This window comes from Streptomyces sp. 2P-4 (assembly GCF_030167965.1).
Taxonomy (GTDB): Bacteria; Actinomycetota; Actinomycetes; order Streptomycetales; family Streptomycetaceae; genus Streptomyces; species Streptomyces globosus_A.
Genome location: NZ_CP095011.1, coordinates 2,682,826 through 2,702,340, shown reverse-complemented (window position 1 = coordinate 2,702,340; position 19,515 = coordinate 2,682,826). Strand labels below are relative to the sequence as shown.

The following is a 19,515-nucleotide window of genomic DNA, read 5'->3' as shown; positions in this document are numbered from 1 at the left end:
AGCGTCCGGGTCGCAGCCCCCACGGGGCATACACCAAACGAACCCCTCAACAAGGAGCAATCGTGGCGCGCGACAACGCGGCTCCCACATCCGTCCCGACGAACCACAAGGACCTGATCGCCTGGGTCGACGAGATCGCGGCGATCACCCAGCCGGACAGCGTCGTCTGGTGCGATGGTTCCGAGGCCGAGTACGAGCGCCTGTGCGGGGAGCTCGTCGCGAAGGGAACCTTCCGCAAGCTCGACGAGACCAAGCGCCCGAACTCGTACTACGCCGCCTCCGACCCCTCCGACGTCGCGCGCGTCGAGGACCGGACCTTCATCTGCTCCGAGAAGGAGGAGGACGCCGGCCCGACCAACCACTGGAAGGCCCCGGCGGAGATGAAGGACATCTTCACCGGCGAGAACGGCATCTTCCGCGGCTCCATGAAGGGCCGCACGATGTACGTCGTCCCCTTCTGTATGGGCCCGCTCGGCTCCGAACTCTCCGCGATCGGCGTCGAGATCACCGACTCCGCCTACGTCGCGGTCGCCATGCGCACGATGACCCGCATGGGCAGCGCCGTGCTCGACGAGCTCGGCGAGGACGGCTTCTTCGTCAAGGCCGTCCACACCCTCGGCGCCCCGCTCGCCGAGGGCCAGGCCGACGTGCCGTGGCCGTGCAACACCACCAAGTACATCTCGCACTTCCCGGAGACCCGCGAGATCTGGTCCTACGGCTCGGGCTACGGCGGCAACGCCCTGCTCGGCAAGAAGTGCTACGCCCTGCGCATCGCCTCCGTCATGGCGCGCGACGAGGGCTGGCTCGCCGAGCACATGCTGATCCTGAAGCTCACCCCGCCGCAGGGCGAGGCCCGCTACGTCGCCGCGGCCTTCCCGTCGGCGTGCGGCAAGACCAACCTCGCCATGCTGGAGCCGACCATCCCCGGCTGGACGGTCGAGACCATCGGCGACGACATCGCCTGGATGCGCTTCGGCGAGGACGGCCGCCTGTACGCGATCAACCCGGAGGCCGGCTTCTTCGGCGTCGCCCCCGGCACCGGCGCGCACACCAACGCCAACGCCATGAAGACGATGTACGCCAACACCGTCTTCACCAACGTCGCGCTCACCCCGGACGGCGGCGACGTCTGGTGGGAGGGCATGACGGAGGAGCCCCCGGCCGAGCTGATCGACTGGAAGGGCAACCCCTGGACCCCGGAGTCCGGGACCCCGGCGGCCCACCCGAACGCCCGCTTCGCCGTCCCGGCCGCCCAGTGCCCGACGATCGCCCCCGAGTGGGAGGACCCCAAGGGCGTCCCGGTCTCCGCGATCCTCTTCGGCGGCCGCCGCGCCTCCGCCGTCCCGCTGGTCACCGAGTCCTTCGACTGGAACCACGGCGTCTTCATCGGCTCGAACATCGCCTCCGAGAAGACCGCCGCCGCCGAGGGCAAGGTCGGCGAGCTGCGCCGCGACCCGTTCGCCATGCTGCCGTTCTGCGGCTACAACATGGGCGACTACATGGCCCACTGGATCAAGGTCGGGGCCTCCGCGGACGCCGCGAAGCTCCCGAAGATCTACTACGTGAACTGGTTCCGCAAGAACGACGCGGGCAAGTTCGTGTGGCCCGGCTTCGGCGAGAACAGCCGTGTCCTGAAGTGGATCGTCGGCCGCCTCGACGGCACCGCCGAGGGCGTCGAGACCCCGATCGGCATCCTGCCGACCAAGGCCGCCCTCGACCTCGACGGCCTCGACATCGCCGACGAGGACCTCGACTTCCTCCTCACCGTCGACAAGGACGTGTGGCGGGACGAGGCCTCCCTGGTGCCCGAGCACCTGAACACCTACGGCGAGCACACGCCGAAGGAGCTGTGGGACCAGTACCACGCGCTCGTGGAGCGCCTGGGCTGAGCCGCAACACGCCCTGAACCAGGGCCCTTTGAACGTGGGAGTCCCCGACCAAGCGATTCCCACCGCTGTGGGAGCCCCCGACCAAGCGGTTCCCACCGCAGCCGCGGGCCGTCCCGGAGAGTCTTCGTGCTCCTCCGGGCGGGCCGCGCGCACCCGCCGGCGGCGGGCCCCCGGTGCACGGGGGCCCGCCGCTCGCGCGTTCCGCCCGCTCGCCCGTTCCGCGGGCACCGCGATGCGTCCCGCGGCCCGCGGGCGGGCAGCCTGCTCCCGTCGACAGGCACTTTCACGGCGAGACGGGTGAGCGCACGGTGGCCGACCGGTCCCTCTTCGAAACGGCGTACGCATCGGCGGATGCTGGCAGCGGGCCCGCCGGACCGCCAGGATCGTCTCCTGGGCGCGGGCGCGCAGGGCGCGGGGGCCGCGCCGGAGGTGATGGGCTGGGCGCGATGGGTGCGATGACGGCGTTGAAGCGGCACGGCCGGCTCCTCGGCCTGTCCGCGGTGGCGGCGGTGCTGGTGTTCACACCGCTGGGCCTGTACGTGTGGGGCGGCGGCGGGCCGGCCGCCGCGCCGCCGCGCGACGCGCTGCAGGACGTACGGGTCACCGGGTGCCGGGTCGACCCGGCGAGCCGGAGGGTGGTCGCCGCGGTCGAGGCCTCGGGGCGGCCCGGCGGCGCGGGGGCGTACGTGGTGACGGTGGAGTTCCGCGACGACGACGGGGCCCGGCCGGGCGGGCGCGCCGCGCAGGCCCTGGTCCGGATTCCCGGGGTGGCTCCGCAGGCCGTCGAGCGGGGCGAGGTCGTCGGGCCGGTGTGGCCGTTCGCGGCGGTGCCGTGGTGCGGGGTCGCGGGGGCGGAGTTCACCCCCGCGCCGTGACCGCGGGCGGCGGAAGGGAGCGTACGGGGATGCGCGCTCCGGGGCGGGCGTACGGCGTCATGGCTCCCGGTCCGGAGCCTCCGCGGCCCCGGACCGGGGCCGTCACAGGCGCCCGGCGAGGTTCCCGGAGAACCGGCCCAGGGCGGCGGTGTGCGCGTCCATCAGCTCGGCGGCGAGGATCGCGACGGTGGTGTCGGCGCGGGACGCGGCCACGACCAGCGCCCGGCCGGCGAGGTCGTGCGCCCGCCGGTGGAGGGCGGCGGGGTCCGCGGCGGGGTCGTGCGGCTCCCGGGCGGGGGCGGTGCCCCGCAGCCGGCCGACCTGGGCGGCGATGCGGTCGCCGGCGTCGCCCAGCCCCAGCGCGTCCGTGACGGCCAGCAGGGCGGTCAGGTGCCCGGCGAGCTGGTGGTCGAGCGCTTCGGCGCGGGTGCTGTGCGGATAGTCGGAGTGGCGGCCGCCCACACGCTGGACGACCGGCTTGGTCCGGATCGGCTCGTACATGAGTGGCCTCCCGAAAGTCAGGAGACCATCTTACATTGGATTCGTTCTAAAATTTTTCCTGATCCTGGACCGAGGGGCGGTGGAGCGGGGCCGGACCCCTCCACCGCCCCTCGGGCGTCCCTCGACCGCGGGCGCGGCCCGCCGCCGTCAGTGCTGGCCGTAGCCGTCCAGGAACCTGCCGATCCGGGTCACGGCATCCGCCAGGTCGGGGGCGGCCGGCAGCGTCACGATCCGGAAGTGGTCCGGCTCGGGCCAGTTGAAGCCCGTCCCGTGGACCACCATGATCTTCTCGGCCCGCAGCAGGTCGAGGACCATCTGCCGGTCGTCCTTGATCTTGTAGACGGCCGGGTCGAGCCGCGGGAACAGGTAGAGCGCCCCCTTCGGCTTCACGCAGGTGATGCCGGGGATCTGGGTCAGCAGGTCGTATGCGGTGTCGCGCTGCTCCAGCAGCCGCCCGCCCGGCAGCACCAGGTCCTGGATCGACTGCCGGCCGCCCAGGGCGGTCGCCACGGCGTGCTGCGAGGGCATGTTCGCGCACAGGCGCATGTTCGCCAGGATGGTCAGGCCCTCGATGTACGAGGCGGCGTGCTGCTTCGGGCCGCACACCGCCATCCAGCCGGCCCGGTAGCCGGCGACCCGGTAGTTCTTCGACAGGCCGTTGAAGGTGAGGGTCAGCAGGTCGGGCGCGATCGCCGCGGTGTTGGTGTGCGTGGCGCCGTCGTAGAGGATCCGGTCGTAGATCTCGTCCGAGCACACGATGAGGTTGTGGCGGCGCGCGATGTCGGTGAGGCCCCGCAGCATCTCGTCGTCGTAGACGGCGCCGGTGGGGTTGTTCGGGTTGATGATCACGATCGCGCGGGTGCGGTCGGTGACCTTCCGCTCGATGTCGGCCAGGTCCGGCATCCAGTCGGACTGCTCGTCGCAGCGGTAGTGCACGGCGGTACCGCCGGCCAGCGAGACGGACGCCGTCCACAGCGGGTAGTCCGGCGCGGGGACGAGGACCTCGTCGCCGTCGTCGAGCAGCGCCTGCATCGCCATCTGGATCAGCTCGGAGACGCCGTTGCCGAGGTAGATGTCCTCGACGTCCAGCTCGATGCCCTTGGTCTGGTAGTGCTGCATGACCGCGCGCCGCGCGGACAGCAGCCCCTTCGCGTCCCCGTAGCCGTGGGCGTCGCCCAGGTTGCGGAGCATGTCCTCCAGGATCTCCGGCGGGCACTCGAAGCCGAAGGCCGCGGGGTTGCCGGTGTTCAGCTTGAGGATGCGATGACCTGCCGCTTCGAGCCGCATCGCCTCTTCGAGGACGGGGCCGCGGATCTCGTAGCAGACATTGGCGAGTTTCGTTGACTGGATCACCTGCATGACGGGAGCTTACGGGCCCTGCGCCGGGCCCGCTGGGGATTCCGGCGCAGGATCGGAGGGGGGTATGTCCCGGTTCGCGCGATGGGAAGGGCGGGGGTGTGCTGGGCCTTGGAAACGGGGGCCGCGGCCGCGCTCCACCTGCGGAATCGGTGTGTCCGCATACGCCCGGCAGGGGTGGTGTTGCGCTCGTCACCCCGCTGCCGCGCGGGGCGCCGCCGGATGCGGGCACGGCTCCTGAGTACGGCTCCTGAGTACGCGCACTCATGCGGCCGGCCCGCGCCCTGGCGGAAGGTGTCCTTCCGGGAGCAGCGGGGACGGAGAGGCAGAGCAGTGGACTTCATAGTCGGCGACATGGCGATCACCACCGTGGGAACGGACGGGGACGACCGGGCGATCGAGTTCCTGGTACGGCCCCACCGCGACGGCCGCAGCGGCGGCCGGGTGCGCAGCGAGGGCTACTTCGCCATCTACCGCGAGCACGGCCAGGGCTGGGAGGGCGCCCGCCTCGCCGTCGACCCCCAGTCCGGGAGTGTCCCCGTCGCCGCGGTCGAATGGGCCGTGGAGTTCGCCCGCGAGTACCTCTAGAAGCCCGCCTGGCGCCGCGTCAGCTGACGCGGCGCCACTGTGGACGGCGGTGCGCCCGGGTCGGCGGGAACTTGCCCGGGGGGCCGGGGCGTTGTCCCGAACGGGTGGGTCCGACCCGGCCTGCGGAGGCCTGAAGGCGATGTGCAGAATGACCCGTATGTCGATAGCGAACATCCCGCAGGCGGCCACCGCCGCAGACGCCCCGGAGATCGGCCGCAACCTGGCCCGCGCCTTCGGTGACGACCCGATGATGTGCTGGTTCTTCCCCGACGCCGCCTCGCGCGAGGAGCGCCTGGCCCAGTACTTCACCACCCTCTTCACCCGGCACTACGTCCGGCACGGCGTCTGCGAGCGCACCGCCTCCGCAGCCGCCTTCTGGGTCGCCCCCGAGGCCGGCGAGCTGGGCGTGCCCGACGTGGAGACCCAGCAGGCCCTGCTGGAGGTGCTCGGCGACCGCGCCGGGCTGTTCCGCGACGCCATCGGCGCGGCCGCCGCCCACACCCCGCAGGAGCCGCACTGGTACCTCGCGGCCATCGGCGCCGACCCCGCCGCCCGCGGCCAGGGCCACGGCGCGGCCCTGCTGCGCTCCGGCCTCGCCAAGGCCGACGCGGCCGGCATGCCCGCGTACCTGGAGTCGTCCAAGGCGGACAACCTGCCCTTCTACGAGCACTTCGGCTTCACCGTCCGCGAGGAGATCGCCCTCCCCGGCGGCGGCCCCACCCTGTGGGCCATGTGGCGCGAGCCGCAGCAGGCGGCCGGCGCCGCCTGACCCCGCCGCGCCCCGGCGCACACGCGGGCGGCCCGGCGTCGCGTTCCGTAAACGCTTGGACGCGGAACGTGTCCCCACGGGACACTGCCTGTCTGCCCGCCCCCCGCACCGCCGCCCGGCACCGCGGGGCTTCCGGGGCGGCGGCCTCGCCCGGGAAGGCGGCCGGCGGGCTGCCGGTACGACACCCCGGGGTGGCGATGGGACCGTCCGCAACACGTTCCGCACCGCGCGGGGCGCCACCGGGCCGCGGCCCGGTGGCCCTCGCGCTCCGTTACTACGGCAGGGAGCTGGCCCGGCTCCGCCGGTTCGCGCTCCCCGCGATGCTGCTGCCGGCGCTCGGCAACATCGGCGTCAACTACCTGGCGCCGCTGGTCGTCGCCAAGCTCGTCGGCCGCATCGCCGACGGCGGCGCCGGCCTCTCCGCGAGCCTGCCCTACGTGCTCGGCTTCGCCGGCGTCCTGCTCCTCGCGGAAGCGCTCTGGCGGCTCGGCGTGCACTGCCTGAACCGGCTCGACGCCCTCGGCATCGAACGGCTCTACGTGATCGGCGTGGACGAGCTGTTCGCGAAGGACGCCGCCTTCTTCCACGACAACTTCGCCGGGTCGCTGACCAAGCGGGTCCTCGGCTTCGCCTCCCGCTTCGAGGAGTTCGTCGACACCCTCGCGTTCGCCGTCGTCGGCCGGTTCGTGCCGCTGCTGTTCGGGTCGGTCGTGCTGTGGCAGTACGAACCGCTGCTCGTCGCCGGGCTGCTGACGATGATCGCCGTCACCGCCCTGTGCGTGGCACCGCTCGTCCGCCGCCGGCAGGCGCTCGTCGACCGGCGCGAGGCGGCCATCGCCCGCGTCTCCGGGCACGTCTCCGACAGCCTGGCCAACATGGACACCGTCCGCGCGTTCGCCGCCGAGCGGCGCGAGGCCGAGGAGCACCGGTCGCGGGTCGCGGAATCGCGCCGGCTCACCCTGCGGGCCTGGGACTACGGCAACCTCCGCATCGACACGGTCGTCGCGCCGATGTCCGTCCTGACCAACGCCCTCGGCCTGCTCATCGCGGTCGCCGTCGTCGGCGGCAGCGTCGCCGCCGCGGGCGGCGGGGGCGGCACCGGACAGGGCGTGGAGGCCGTCGTCGTCGCCTTCACCTACTACAGCAACGCCACCCGCATCATGTTCGAGTTCAACCAGATCTACCGCCGCCTGGAGCGGTCGATGACGGAGGCCGCGCAGTTCACCGAGCTGCTGCGGGAGCCGCCGACCGTCCTCGACCCGGCGGAGCCCGAGCCGGCGCCGCCGCCGCGGGCCGCGGACGTCCGCTTCGAAGGCGTCACCTTCGCCCACAAGGGCGCCCGGCCGCTCTTCGAGGAACTCGACCTGGCCGTGCCCGGCGGCGCCAGGTTCGGGCTCGTCGGCCGGTCCGGCGGCGGCAAGAGCACCCTGACCAGGCTGCTGCTGCGGATGACGGACGTCGACGGCGGCCGCATCCTCGTCGGCGGCCGCGACATCAGCCGGCTGCGCCAGGCCGACCTGCGCAGCCTGATCGCGTACGTGCCGCAGGACCCGGCCATGTTCCACCGCACCCTCCGCGAGAACATCGCCTTCGCCCGCCCCGGCGCCACCGACGCGGAGGTCCGGCGCGCGGCCGAGGCCGCACACGTCACCGAGTTCGCCGACGTGCTGCCCGACGGCTTCGACACGCTCGTCGGCGAGCGCGGCGTCAAACTGTCCGGCGGGCAGCGGCAGCGGGTCGCGCTCGCCCGCGCCATCCTGCGCGACGCGCCGATCCTGCTGCTCGACGAGGCGACCAGCGCCCTCGACTCCGAGAGCGAGATCCTCGTCCAGGAAGCGCTGTGGCGGCTCATGGCCGGGCGCACGGCCCTCGTCGTCGCGCACCGGCTCAGCACCGTCGCCGCCATGGACCGGCTCATCGTCCTCGACCGCGGGCGGATCGTCGAACAGGGCCGCCACGAGGAGCTGCTCACCTCCGGCGGCGCCTACGCGCGGCTGTGGCGGCACCAGTCGGGAGGCTTCCTCGGCGGCGCGGACGGCGGCGGCGGTGGCGGCGGCCCGGAGGACCGCGGCCCGGCGGACGGCGGCCGCAGCGGCGCGGACGCCCCGGCCGACGGCCCGGGTACCGTGGGCCGATGAAGATCATCGACCTGGAGCCGGGCGACCCGCGGCTCACCGCCGACCTGCTGCCCGTACTGCGGGAGCTGCGCCCGCACCTGACCGCCGACCTCTTCGCCGAGATCCACGCCGAGGGCCACCCGCAGGGCCTGCGCTTCAGCGCGGCCTACGAGGACGGGGGCGCGTGTGTCGGCGCGGCCGGGTGGCGCATCGTCGCGAACACCGTCGACATCCGCCGCCTGTACGTCGACGACCTCGTCACCGCCGCCCGCGCCCGCTCCCGGGGCGTGGGCCGCGCCCTGCTCGCCCACCTGGAGGAGCGGGCCCGCGCGGCCGGCTGCCGCCTCCTGGACCTCGACTCGGGCACACACCGCACCGGGGCGCACCGCTTCTACCTCCGCGAGCGGTTCGACATCGTCGCGTTCCACTTCGCCAGGGAACTCGATTAGGGAGTGTCCTTCGGATCATCTGATCGTTGGTTGACGTGGGTCGTTGACGGACGCCCAGTGGGCACGGGCAGGTGATCGACGCGATCGCGTTCGCGTACCGCACCGGCACTCCGCGGATGGACCTGCCCGAGCACTTCGGGTCTTGGAAAGGCGCCCGTGACCGGCTGAGGAAGCGGGCCGCCGACGGCACCCGGGAGAAGGTCTTCACCGCCCTGCCCGCCCAGGCCGACGCCGAAGGCGACCTCGACCGGATCGTCTCGGTCGACTCCACCATCGTCCGGGCTCATCAGCACGCTGCCGGAGCCCGTCAAAAGGGGCCCTGGCCGGCGAGTCGAACGACCATGCCCTCGGCTCCCGCGGCGGGCTGACCACGAAGATCCACCTCGCCTCGGACAGACGATGTCGACCCCTGGCGTTTCTCCATACCCCGGGGCAGGCCGGTGACACACCGGCGTTTCCCGAGGCCATGGTCCGAGTGCGGGTGCCGCGGCAGATCGGCCGGCCCAGGACCACCCCGGAAATGGTCCTGGCCGACACGGCCTCTTCCTCTCGTGCGGTCCGCGCCCGTCTCCGCCGACGTGGGATCCGGGTGGTGATCCCGCGGCCTTCCGACCGGGCCGCGAACCGCAAACGGCGTGGCCGGTTCGCCGCCCTCTTCATCTGGTCAGCTGACCCGAAAGAACCGACCTAGGGGAGGATGGCCCAGCGCTGGGTCTTGTCGCTGCTGTCCGCCGACATGACGGTGGTCTGCGTGCCTCCCGGGCCGGTCACGGTGGTGAGGACGCGGCCGGTGGCCTGGCAGGTGAGGGTGAGGGTGCCGCTGTCGTTCTGGGCGAGCGTCCACTTCTGCCTCGCGTCCGCGGGGTCGATCGTCTGGACGGCCACCGCGTTGTACTGCCCGTAGGACGTCAGGGCCCGAGGGGTGGGGCAGCCGTCGGTGATCCGCACGGTGCCGTCCGCGTTGGCGTCCAGCTTCCAGCGCTGCTCGGGGACGGAGGTGTCGTAGGCGCTCATGTTCGTCCTGCTGGTGTTTCCCACCCAGCAGGGGTCCGCCCGTCGCAACGCGAGGTTGTTGCCGTTGGTCAGCCCGTGGTACTTGCCGTCGCCGACGACCGTCACGGCGTAGTGGATGGTGTGCCGGGCCGTCATGTGGAGCGCCGTGCCGGTGGTGGCGAGCGGCGGACTGGCGGCGGGGCGGACGTTCTTGAAGTACTCGGCGAAGGCGGCCGGCTTGTTGGCGGTCAGCGCCTTGATGGTGCCCTGCCATCCGCCGTCGACTTCCCGCCAGAGGCCGAGCAGCGCACCGGTCACGTTTCCGGGAACCTGGTCGCCGGTGTCCCAGCCGCCGCCGTAGACGTACTCGCTGCTGCTGCCGTCCGCCCAGACGTGGCGGTTGCCCCCGAGCAGGTAGGAGGCGGTGGCGTTGGCGAAGCCCTCGACCCACGCACAGGGCCGGGAACTGGCCTGCCAGATGATGTTCGGGGAGCAGACGCTGTTGGGCGGCATGGCACCGTTGTAGAGACGGTGCATGAGGAAGTGGCCGCCCTCGTGCAGGACGATGGTCTCGGAGTCGGGGTCGGTGTCGGGAAGGTAGACGGTGTTGTCGAGGCCGTAGCGCGGCCCGTCGGTCGAACCGGGGTACCACTTGACGGTGAGCTCGGTGCAGGACCAGTTGCTCGGCTCGTGAGCGCTCCAGCAATCGCTGACCGGGTTCTCGCGGTACCACCACAGCAGGTTGAGGGTGTCAAAGGCGTGCCAGGCCCGCGAGGTCTGCGACGGGGGTTTCAGGTCACCGACGGAGGTGCTCGCGGAGACGTTCTGCAGCACCGGCGAGTTCATGGTGTAGGTGGCGCCGTTGGCGTCCACGACCTTCCACAGCCGGGTGCTCTCGGCGTCGAACCGCACCCACATGCTGCTCATCGTGGTCGTGGTGACGGGCGTGTGGCAGAGGCTGAAGGAGCCGTCGTAGACCGAGGTGTAGTCCCAGGTCGTGCTGTTGAGCCGGCGCGCGGGATCGGTGGGCTTCTCGCGGCCCCACAGTTCGAGGTTGGCGTTGCGGACGGGCTTGGTGCGGGTGGGCTTGGACGGGCCCTCCTCGGCGGCCTGGTAGTCGTAGAGGAGCTTGCCGCTCAGACAGATCGGGTTGGCGGCGGCGGCGGGCGATGCCGTCAGCGGGACGGCCGCCACGGCGGCTAGGAGCACGGCGCCTAACGTGGCGATGCGGGTCAGGCGCGTGCGCGGGGGTGTGGCCAACACGGTCCTCTCGTAGGGGCCGTCGCCGCTGCCCGGAGCGGACTCCCGGCAGGTGCGGCGACGCGGGCGGGACGGGGCGTCGACAGGCAGGCCGGCGCCGCCGCTCGCCGGTGATCGTTCCGGCGGGCATGCTCATGGTCGGGGTGCGGTCCGGCTCGCGGGAGAGGCACGCGGGAGCATATGCAGGGCGCATGGGCGCAGCCGTCCCGCTGATCCAGGCGAAACACCCTAGGGCTCCTTGTGAGCGCCGCCTGGACATCTTGTCGAGGACGGGCAGGTAGTGGTCCTTCGGGACAATCCAGCACTCCCCGCGTAGGTCCCGCATCGGTTCTGTCCCCGTGTCCAACAGCTGCCCGATCGCCCTGACCTGCTCGTGTGACGGAGTCAGGGGCAGCCAGACCCGGACAGCGCCCGAAGCCGGCAGGGCAACCGATGCGAGATGCCCTGCTGCCAGGCGGGAAGCCAGACCGGCGCGGCCAGGGCCTCCGTGCGCGTGTCCGGCTCCGCAGCCGGCCTCTTCCGGGGGAGCCCGCCCATCGGCCGCAGGCAGCCCTTTCCCGACTTTGGGCAGGCGTGCAGTCGCACTGTCGGCCCCCGGCCCGGTCCGTCACGGCAGTCGACCGCGGCCCCTTCGCCGGGCGGGGCGGCAGACCTATCGCGGTGGCAGCGGGCCGGTGCGGCGGACGGGTTCCAGGATGACGAGCGGGATGGTGCGGGCCGGGCGGGCCCTGGCCTGGTAGTCCTCCAGAGCGGGCCAGAGGCCGGCCAGGGCCGGCCAGTAGACCTCGCGCTCGTCCGCTCCGGCCGTGCGGGCCAGGGCAGGCGCGATGTCCGGGCCGACCTGGACGCGGACCTCCGGGTGCGCGGCCAGGTTCCGGTACCAGTCCGGGTGCACGGGGGCGCCCCACGCGGCCGCGGCGACGACCAGGCGCGCCTCGTCCTCGGTGTAGATGAGGGGCGTGCGGGTGGTGCGGCCGGTGCGGCGGCCGACGGTGGTGAGCAGGAGCGTGGGCACGCCGTGCCAGAGCTGGCCGTCCTGGCCGCCGGTGGCCGCGTAGTCGCGGACGTGGTCGCGGACGGAGCCGGGGCGCGGATCGGCGGGGTGGTCCCAGTCGACGGTGATCGTCTGCATGCTGTGCCTCCGAGTAGCGGACCCCGGGAGCGTCAACGATCCTCCGGCGGATCCGGATACGGTCGTCCCACCCGTAGCGCAAGCGAGGTGGTCTGGACCAAGCTCTTTGCATGGATCTGGAGTTGAGGCATCTCAAGGTCATCCGGGCGGTCGCGGACGCCGGGAGTCTGACCCGCGCCGCGACCCGGCTCGGACTTGCCCAGCCGGCCCTCAGCACCCAGCTCAGACGGATCGAGCGGGCGCTCGGCGGGGCGCTGTTCGTCCGCGGACGGGACGGCGTACGGGCCACCGCGCTCGGCGAACTCGTCCTGGACCGGGCACGGGTCCTGCTGCCCGCGGTGTGCGAACTCCAGGAGGAGGCCACCCGGTTCGCCCGCCAGGGCACCGCCGGCCACCGCATCGGCGGGACGCACGGGCCGCTGCTCGGCGGGCTCGTCGACCGGCTCGCCCGGCAGGACCCCGGGGTGCCGGTGACGACCCACACCTCCTGGTCGGAGCGCGAGATCGCCGGATCCGTCGCCGACGGGCGGCTCGACTTCGCGCTGATCGGCGTGTGCGGGGAGAGCCCGCCGCCGGAGCCGGGGCGGCTCGCGTGGATGGAGGTCGCGCGGGACCCGGTGCACGTGATGCTCGCCGAGGACCACCCGCTGGCGCGGCGGGCCGAGATCGAGCTGACCGAGCTGGCGGCGGAGGCGTGGACCGACGTGCCGGGGGACGGGTGCTTCGGGGACTGCTTCGCCGCGGCGTGCGTGCGGGCCGGGTTCACGCCGGCCTGCGTGTACGAGGCGGACACCGCCTCCTGCGTGCATCTGGTGCAGGTGGGGCGGGCGGTGGGGTTGTGCCGGGCGACGTTCCCGGCGACCCCGGGGGTGGCCACCCGGCCGCTGGCCGGGACCCCGCTGGTGTGGCGGCACCTGCTGGGCTGGCACCCCGCCGGGCGGGCCGCGGCCCGCGCCGCCCACGTCCTGGCCCAGGCCCGCGCGGCCCACGCCGAGGCGATGACCCGCGCCTCGCCGACCCCCACGGCGGTGCACCCCTGATTCCGCCGCGGGATCCCGCACACCCCTGACCCCGGGAGGGCCCGGGCTCCTCCCGGTGCCGCGCCTCAAGCGCCGGCGGGGCTGGTCTTGGCGGCGGCGGGTCGGGGTCGGCCGGGTGCCGGGGTGTCGCGGGCTCTGCCCGGACCCGCGCCTCAAACGCCGGCGGGGCTGGGGTGGGTCGGCGTCGGCCGTTGACGTGGGACGGTGCCGGGTGTCGCGGGCTCTGGCCGGGCCGCGCCTCAGGCGCTGGCGGGGCTGGAGTCGGCCGGCGTCGGCCGTTGGCGTGGGCTGGGCGGCCTGCGGGGCCGGGTGCGGGGCGCGGCGCGGCGGGGTCCGTTGGTGCCGGGGGTGTGGGGGCTCCGGCCGGGGCCGCGCCTCAGGCGCCGGCGGGGCTGAGTCGGTCGGCGTCGGCCGTCGGCTTGTGTGTGGCCGAGGAGGCCGGAACCGCCTCGCGGGCTTCCGCGGCCGGGCGCGGCGACCTACGGCCCTGCCGGCGAGGGGGCCGCACGGGGTGGGTGTCGGGCCCGTTCCCCGGCTCGGGGCCGGTGGGCGGGCGGGGCCCGCCCCCGTGGGGGCGGGCCGGGGCCGCAGCTACGGGAGGTAGCGTTCGATGACCCTCGGGCCTTCCTTCTCGATCAGCTTCCGGGCCTTTTCGACCCGCTCCGGAGTCGGGTCGGCGCCCGTCGCCATGACGAGGTCCTCGGGGTCGTACGCCCGCTCCCCACCCGTGAACAGCTTCGACGAAGGGGTCACGGACTCACGCTGCTGGTCCGATTCTGTTCCCATCGGTTGCCTCCTAGGAGTACCTGCCTGGTGCCCCCATCCTCCGGCCGCACCCCCATGAACGCACGTCGGCGCCCGGCGCCCGCCCGGCGCCCGGCCCCGCCCGGCCGGGCATAACACCGGGGGAGGGGCCAACCGGCAGTACCCGCAAGCCTGTTGGGGTCCCTACGGTTTCCGCATCCCCGCCGAAGACCGAAGGGACCCCCCATGCCCAAGCGACACGCCCGGTCGGCGTGTACCGCCCTGGCCGCGGCCGGCCTGCTGCTCGCCGCAGCCGTCGGGACGGCCGCCGCCGAGCCGGCGGCCCGGACCGCCCCGGTGCCGACCGCCGCCGAGACCCTGCGCACCGCCGAGGCGCAGCCCGAGCTGCTGGCCGCCATGCAGCGCGACCTCGGGCTGAGCCCGGACCGGGCCAGGGCCCGCCTCGCGCACGAGGCCGAGGCCGGTGCCGCCGCCGCCCGCCTGCAGAGCCGCCTCGGCCCCGCCTTCGCCGGCGCCTGGGTCGACGGCTCGGACACGGCCGCCCTGTCCGTCGCCACGACCCGCGCCTCCGACACGGCCGCGATACGCGCCGCCGGCGCCCGGCCGGTCGTCGTCACCCGCTCCCTCGCCTCCCTCGACGCCGCGAAGGCCGCCCTCGACCGGGCCGCCACCCCCGGGACCCCGGTGCGCTACGTCGACCCCCGCACCAACACCCTCGTCGTCGAGGAGGCCGAGCCCGGCGCCGCGGCCCGCCTGCTCGCCGCGACCGGAACCGACACCTCCCTCGTCACCGTGGTGCCGACCGCGCAGGCCCCGCGCCCGCTGTACGACCTGCGCGGCGGCGACGCGTACTACATGAACGGCAGCGGCCGCTGCTCCGTCGGCTTCCCGGTGACCCGCGGCACCACCCACGGCTTCGCCACCGCCGGGCACTGCGGCCGGGCCGGGACGACGACGACCGGCTTCAACCGGGTCGCCCAGGGCTCCTTCCAGGCGTCGGTGTTCCCCGGCAGTGACATGGCCTGGGTCGCCGCGAACACGAACTGGACGGCCACCCCGTACGTCAAGGGCAGCGGCGGCGCGAACGTGCAGGTCACCGGCTCGGTCCTGCAGCCTGTCGGCGCGTCGGTCTGCCGCTCGGGCTCCACGACCGGCTGGCACTGCGGCACCATCCAGCAGCACAACACCAGCGTCACCTACCCCGAGGGCACCATCTCCGGCGTGACCCGCACGACGGTGTGCGCCGAGCCCGGCGACTCCGGAGGGTCCTACATCTCCGGCAGCCAGGCGCAGGGCGTCACCTCGGGCGGCTCCGGCAACTGCTCCAGCGGCGGCACCACCTTCTTCCAGCCGCTGAACCCGATCCTCTCCGCCTACGGGCTGACCCTGAAGACCACCGGCGGCGACCCGGGCCCCGGCCCCGGCGACCCCGAGCCGGGCGGCACCTGGAAGGCCGGCGCCGTCTACACGGCCGGCGCGACCGTCACGTACGGCGGCGCGAGCTACCGCTGCCTGCAGGGCCACCAGGCCCAGACGGGCTGGGAGCCGCCGAACGTCCCCGCGCTGTGGCAGCGCCTCTGACACGCCTCCCCGCGTGAGGACGGGGCGGGTGGCCCGCGGCTGCCAAGGGGGGAGCCGCGGTGCACCCGCCCCGTGCCCCCTTCTCCGCCCCGCTCCGCCCCCTCCCGCTACACCGCCAGCGCCGCCACCGCAGTCGCCGCCGCGATCGCCCCGCAGACCACCAGGTTGACCACCCGGTGCTCCCAGAAGACGGCGACGAACTCGCGGATGGTGGCGCTCGGCCAGAAGTAGCGGGCGGTCGGCGAACCGACCACCTGCCCGTTCACGCCCGCCTTCCGTGCCGTCATCGCGGCGCGGAAGGCGTGGAAGTTGTTGGTGACGACGACGCACCGGTAGTCCGGACCGGCCTCCGCCTCCATCACCTCCCGGCTGAAGGCGAGGTTCTCGTCCGTCGTCCGGGAGCGGTCCTCCAGCCGTACGAGCTCGGGCGCCGCGCCCTGGGCGAGCAGCCAGTCCGCCATCGCCCGCGCCTCGGGGACCTTCTCGTCCGGTCCCTGACCGCCCGACGCCAGCAGCAGCGGCACCCGCCCGCCGCGCGCCGCCTGCGCGGCCTGGAGCCGCAGGCCCTTCTCCAGGCGGGAGGCCAGCAGCGGCGGCACCCGCTCGCCGCCGAGCAGGCCGGATCCGAGGACCACCACGAAGTCGACGTCGCCGCGGACCGGGGTGCGCCCGTACAGGAAGGCGTACGCGAGGAAGCACACGAACAGGAACGAGACGTAGGCGACGAGCAGCACCAGCCCGCCGACGGCCGCGTCCATCGCGGGCGAGCCCCGGTCGGCGACGTACGCGACGAGCGCGATCAGCCCGAGGATCCCCGTCCCGGCGGCCAGCGACAGCAGGTTGGCGGGGCTGCGGCCCTCCCGCCGGAGCATCGTGATGCCGTTGCCGACGAGGAAGCCGGCGAGCGCGAGCGTGCCCAGCGCCGGCACCAGCAGGACCAGCGCCACCGCGACGACCCCCAGCAGCGGCGGCAGCGACGGGATCAGGAACAGCACCCCGATCGAGGCCCATATGAGGGTCAGGCCCAGCAGGACGGCGTTGCGGAAGCGCCGGCGGTCTGCCCACACACTCACCAGGAACAGCAGCAGCAGGACGGCCGCGGGCGCGAAAGCGATCATGCGCCCCAGCGTACGGCGCGTCAGCGCCCCCGGAACGGGGTGCGGCGCACCGCCCGCCCCGCCAGGACCCCGGTGCGCCGGCCCTCCCGCATCACGAACCGCCCGTCGACCAGGACGTGCGGGATTCCGGCGGGCAGCGCCCGCGGGTCCGCGTACGACGCGCCGGCGGCGACCGTCTCCGGGTCGAACAGCACCAGGTCGGCCCGGTACCCCGCCCGCACCAGCCCGCGGTCCGGCAGCCGCAGCCGGGCCGCCGGCCGGCCCGCCAGGTGCGCCACGCACTCCTCCAGCGACAGCACGCCCAGCTCGCGCACGTACCGGCCCAGGTAGTGCGGGAAGGTGCCGTACGCCCGCGGGTGCGGCTTCGCGCCCCGCAGGATGCCGTCGGAGCCGCCGGTGTGGACGCGGTGCCGCATGACCTCCCGCACGTTGCCCTCGTGTCCCACGTGCTGCAGGACGGTCGCCCCGAGCCGGTCGGCCAGCAGCAGCCGCCGCGCCTCCTCCCAGCCGCGCAGCCGCCGGCCCACCCACGCGCCGTTCGCCGGGTCCGCCGTCCCCGACACCTCCACCGCCGACCAGTCCACCGGCACGCCGTGGCAGCCGTCCGAGCCGTCGGCCTCCATCGTGTGCCGGATCCGCTCCGCCTCCGCGCCGTCGGCCAGCCGCGCCAGCAGCGCCCGCGGCCCGCCCGCGGCCGCCCAGCCCGGCAGGAGCGCGGCGAGCGTGGTGCAGCCCGGTGTGTACGGGTAGCTGTCGAGGGTGATGTCGGCGCCGCGGTCCAGCTCCGCGTCCAGCAGCGCCAGCAGCTCGGGCGCGCGGCCCGCGTTCTCCGGGAAGTTCATCACGGCGTGCGCCAGGTGCAGGGCGCAGCCCGCTTCCCGGGCCAGGGCGACGACCTCCGCGTACGCGTCGAGCGCGCCCCGCCCGTACGAGCGGTGGTGCGGGCACCAGTAGCCGCCGTACGCGGCGACGACCCGGCACAGTGCGGCCAGTTCGCCGGCGGAGGCGTACATGCCGGGCGCGTAGGTGAGCCCGGACGACATGCCGACCGCGCCCTGCGCGAGGCCCTCGGCGACCAGGGCGCGCATCCGGTCGAGCTCGGCGGGCGCGGCGGGCCGGTCCTCCCAGCCGACGGCGTACGCGCGCACGGTGCCCTGCGGGACGAGGTAGGCGGCGTTGACGGCGATGCCCGTGCGGTCGAGGCGGTCCAGGTAGCCGCCGACGGTGCGCCACGTGAAGTCGGCGTCCTCGCCGGGCCCGTTCCAGCCGGTGATCGCCGCCCGCACCTCGGCGAGGGTGCGGTCGTCGGCGGGTGCGTAGGAGAGGCCGTCCTGGCCGAGGACCTCCAGGGTGACGCCCTGGGCGGCCTTGGCGGTGTGGTCGGGGTCGTGGAGCAGCGCCAGGTCGCTGTGGGCGTGCATGTCGGTGAACCCGGGGGCCAGGGCCAGCCCGGCGGCGTCGACGGTCAGCCGGCCGCCGGACCGGATCCGGCCGATCCCGGCGATCCGGCCCCCGTGCACGGCGACGTCGGCCGTGTACGGGGGCCCGCCCGTGCCGTCGACGACGAGGGCCCCGCGGAACACCAGGTCCATGCCCTGCCCCCCCCGGGTGAGCGGATCGGGTGCGGTGGCGGCGCCGTTCAGAAGAAGGTGCGGACCAGTTCCGTGACGGTGCCGTCGGGCCCGGTCACCGGGATCAGCGGCCACTTCTCGAAGATCGTGCAGGGGTGCGCCATGCCGAGCGCGACGCGGTCGCCGACCTCCAGCCCGGTGCCGGGCGCCGTCTCCAGCCAGGCGTGCTGGTCGGACAGCTTCACGACGGTGATCCCGGTGCCGGGCCGCTCGGTGCCGTCGGCGCCGCGCACGGCGAGCACCTCGGGCAGGCCGAGGTCGTAGGCGATGTCGCGCTTGCCGGCGTTGACGAAGGCCTGGCCGGGGGTGGGCCGGGAGACGACCTGGGTCCACAGGCGGAAGGCCGGCAGCAGGCCGCCCTCCTCGGGGTGCCGGTTGAAGGGGGTGAGGCCGGAGTACCAGCCGTGGTCGTGCGAGACGTACGCGCCGGAGCGCAGCAGCCGCTGCACGGGCAGGGTGAGCTCGGGGATGCCGGCGAAGACCTCGGCGACCGCGTCGAACCACTCGCTGCCGCCGGCGCTGACGACGATCCGCTCCAGCCCGGTGCCCTTGAACAGCCCGGCGGCGTCGAAGTCGGCGGCGAGGGCGACGAGCCGGCGCAGCCACTCGCGGACGCTGTCGGCGTCGGCGCCGGGCATGGTGGCCTCGTAGCCGGCAACGCCGGCGAGCCGCAGGGTCGGCGCGGCGGCCACGGCGCGGGCGACCTCCAGGCACTCGGCCGCGGTGCGCACCCCGGTGCGGCCCTCGGCGCCGGCGCCGAGTTCCACGACGACGTCGACGGGGCGGGTGGTGCGGCCGGCGAGGGCGGCGTCCATGAGGGCGACCCCGCGGACGGAGTCGACGTACGCGACGAACTCGAACTCCGGGTCGGCGGCGAGCTCCGCGGCGACCCAGTGCAGGGCGGGGGCGTCGACGAGCTCGTTGGCGAGGAAGATCCGGCGGATGCCGAAGGCGCGGCAGACGCGGGCCTGGTGTGGCATGGCGACGGTGATGCCCCAGGCGCCCAGCTCCAGCTGCCGCTCGAAGAGGCGGGGGGCCATGCAGGTCTTGCCGTGCGGGGCGAACTCCAGGCCGTGCCGGTCGCAGAACGCGGCGAGCGCGGCCAGGTTGTGGTCCAGGGCCTCGCCGTCGAGGGTGAGGACGGGGGTGGTGAAGCCGCCGGTGTGCAGGTCGCGGTGCTGGGCGGCCAGCTCGCCGACGGTGAGCCCGGCGCCCGCGGCGTCCGGCGGGAGGCCCTTGAAGCGGTGGTCGACGCGTTCGCGGTCGAGTTCCCGCACCGCCTCCCGGACCGTCGTGCGGGCCGGCTGCCCGCCCGTTGCGGGGACCGGGTGCGGCTGCTGCCCGGCTGCCTCGGCGCTGGCCATGCGGATTCCTCCTCGCGCTGCGCCGGCCGCCGCGTCGGGCGGGCGGCCGGGGCGGCTGCTGTTCGGTGCTGTCTTACCTCCCCGAGG

Annotated in this window: 16 protein-coding genes and 1 pseudogene; 9 read left to right on the top strand and 8 right to left on the bottom strand. The window is 74.3% G+C overall.

The window, feature by feature from the left end; genetic code table 11:
- Positions 1-62 precede the first annotated feature (62 nt).
- The gene (locus MUK52_RS11400; RefSeq protein ID WP_114053911.1) at positions 63-1,889 is read left to right on the top strand and encodes a phosphoenolpyruvate carboxykinase (GTP); all 1,827 of its coding nucleotides are present in this window, start codon (positions 63-65) and stop codon (positions 1,887-1,889) included.
- Between the two features lie 455 nt (positions 1,890-2,344).
- Positions 2,345-2,764 (top strand): hypothetical protein, encoded by a 420-nt coding sequence (locus MUK52_RS11395; protein WP_284575873.1) that lies wholly within the window; start codon positions 2,345-2,347, stop codon positions 2,762-2,764.
- A gap of 102 nt (positions 2,765-2,866) precedes the next feature.
- On the opposite strand, the gene MUK52_RS11390 is transcribed toward MUK52_RS11395, so the two are convergent.
- Both MUK52_RS11390 and MUK52_RS11385 read right to left on the bottom strand, forming a co-directional pair.
- Positions 2,867-3,265 (bottom strand): SCO4983 family protein, encoded by a 399-nt coding sequence (locus MUK52_RS11390; protein ID WP_284575872.1) that lies wholly within the window; start codon positions 3,263-3,265, stop codon positions 2,867-2,869.
- 147 nt (positions 3,266-3,412) lie between these two features.
- On the bottom strand, positions 3,413-4,624 hold the full coding sequence (locus MUK52_RS11385) for a pyridoxal phosphate-dependent aminotransferase (protein ID WP_114053914.1): 1,212 nt from the start codon (positions 4,622-4,624) through the stop codon (positions 3,413-3,415).
- A 351-nt stretch (positions 4,625-4,975) separates the two neighbouring features.
- Here MUK52_RS11385 and MUK52_RS11380 point away from each other — a divergent pair, with 351 nt between their 5' ends.
- From MUK52_RS11380 to MUK52_RS33290, 5 genes and pseudogenes are all read left to right on the top strand, one after another.
- Positions 4,976-5,209, top strand: coding sequence for a hypothetical protein (locus tag MUK52_RS11380; protein WP_284575869.1), 234 nt, complete (start codon positions 4,976-4,978; stop codon positions 5,207-5,209).
- A 148-nt stretch (positions 5,210-5,357) separates the two neighbouring features.
- Positions 5,358-5,978, top strand: coding sequence for a GNAT family N-acetyltransferase (locus MUK52_RS11375; protein WP_284575868.1), 621 nt, complete (start codon positions 5,358-5,360; stop codon positions 5,976-5,978).
- A gap of 197 nt (positions 5,979-6,175) precedes the next feature.
- Entirely contained in the window at positions 6,176-8,116 is a 1,941-nt protein-coding gene (locus tag MUK52_RS11370) for an ABC transporter ATP-binding protein (RefSeq protein WP_284581693.1), read from the top strand.
- A complete protein-coding gene (locus MUK52_RS11365; protein WP_114053917.1) occupies positions 8,113-8,544 on the top strand; it encodes a GNAT family N-acetyltransferase in 432 nt (143 codons plus the stop codon). Before MUK52_RS11370 ends, MUK52_RS11365 begins: the two co-directional genes overlap by 4 nt.
- A gap of 62 nt (positions 8,545-8,606) precedes the next feature.
- Positions 8,607-9,187 (top strand): annotated as a pseudogene (locus MUK52_RS33290) (IS5 family transposase); the annotation flags it as partial.
- A gap of 44 nt (positions 9,188-9,231) precedes the next feature.
- Here MUK52_RS33290 and MUK52_RS11355 read toward each other — a convergent pair.
- Positions 9,232-10,746: an RICIN domain-containing protein gene (locus tag MUK52_RS11355; protein ID WP_284575863.1), complete on the bottom strand. Its 1,515-nt coding sequence runs from the start codon at positions 10,744-10,746 to the stop codon at positions 9,232-9,234.
- A 703-nt stretch (positions 10,747-11,449) separates the two neighbouring features.
- Entirely contained in the window at positions 11,450-11,929 is a 480-nt protein-coding gene (locus MUK52_RS11350) for a nitroreductase/quinone reductase family protein (RefSeq protein ID WP_284575861.1), read from the bottom strand.
- 110 nt (positions 11,930-12,039) lie between these two features.
- Between MUK52_RS11350 and MUK52_RS11345 the strand changes: the two genes are divergently transcribed.
- Entirely contained in the window at positions 12,040-12,969 is a 930-nt protein-coding gene (locus MUK52_RS11345) for a LysR family transcriptional regulator (RefSeq protein WP_114053919.1), read from the top strand.
- Positions 12,970-13,560: 591 nt separating this feature from the next.
- Here MUK52_RS11345 and MUK52_RS11340 read toward each other — a convergent pair.
- Positions 13,561-13,755 (bottom strand): hypothetical protein, encoded by a 195-nt coding sequence (locus MUK52_RS11340; RefSeq protein ID WP_114053920.1) that lies wholly within the window; start codon positions 13,753-13,755, stop codon positions 13,561-13,563.
- A gap of 204 nt (positions 13,756-13,959) precedes the next feature.
- Between MUK52_RS11340 and MUK52_RS11335 the strand changes: the two genes are divergently transcribed.
- Positions 13,960-15,315, top strand: coding sequence for a carbohydrate-binding protein (locus MUK52_RS11335; protein WP_284575856.1), 1,356 nt, complete (start codon positions 13,960-13,962; stop codon positions 15,313-15,315).
- Between the two features lie 107 nt (positions 15,316-15,422).
- On the opposite strand, the gene MUK52_RS11330 is transcribed toward MUK52_RS11335, so the two are convergent.
- Genes MUK52_RS11330 through MUK52_RS11320 form a run of 3 tightly spaced genes read right to left on the bottom strand, consistent with a single transcriptional unit; the run spans position 15,423 to position 19,428 of the window.
- On the bottom strand, positions 15,423-16,433 hold the full coding sequence (locus MUK52_RS11330) for a YdcF family protein (RefSeq protein ID WP_114053922.1): 1,011 nt from the start codon (positions 16,431-16,433) through the stop codon (positions 15,423-15,425).
- 20 nt (positions 16,434-16,453) lie between these two features.
- On the bottom strand, positions 16,454-18,025 hold the full coding sequence (locus tag MUK52_RS11325) for an N-acyl-D-amino-acid deacylase family protein (protein ID WP_284575854.1): 1,572 nt from the start codon (positions 18,023-18,025) through the stop codon (positions 16,454-16,456).
- Positions 18,026-18,072: 47 nt separating this feature from the next.
- Positions 18,073-19,428, bottom strand: coding sequence for an alanine racemase (locus MUK52_RS11320; RefSeq protein WP_284575853.1), 1,356 nt, complete (start codon positions 19,426-19,428; stop codon positions 18,073-18,075).
- Between the last annotated feature and the right edge of the window lie 87 nt (positions 19,429-19,515).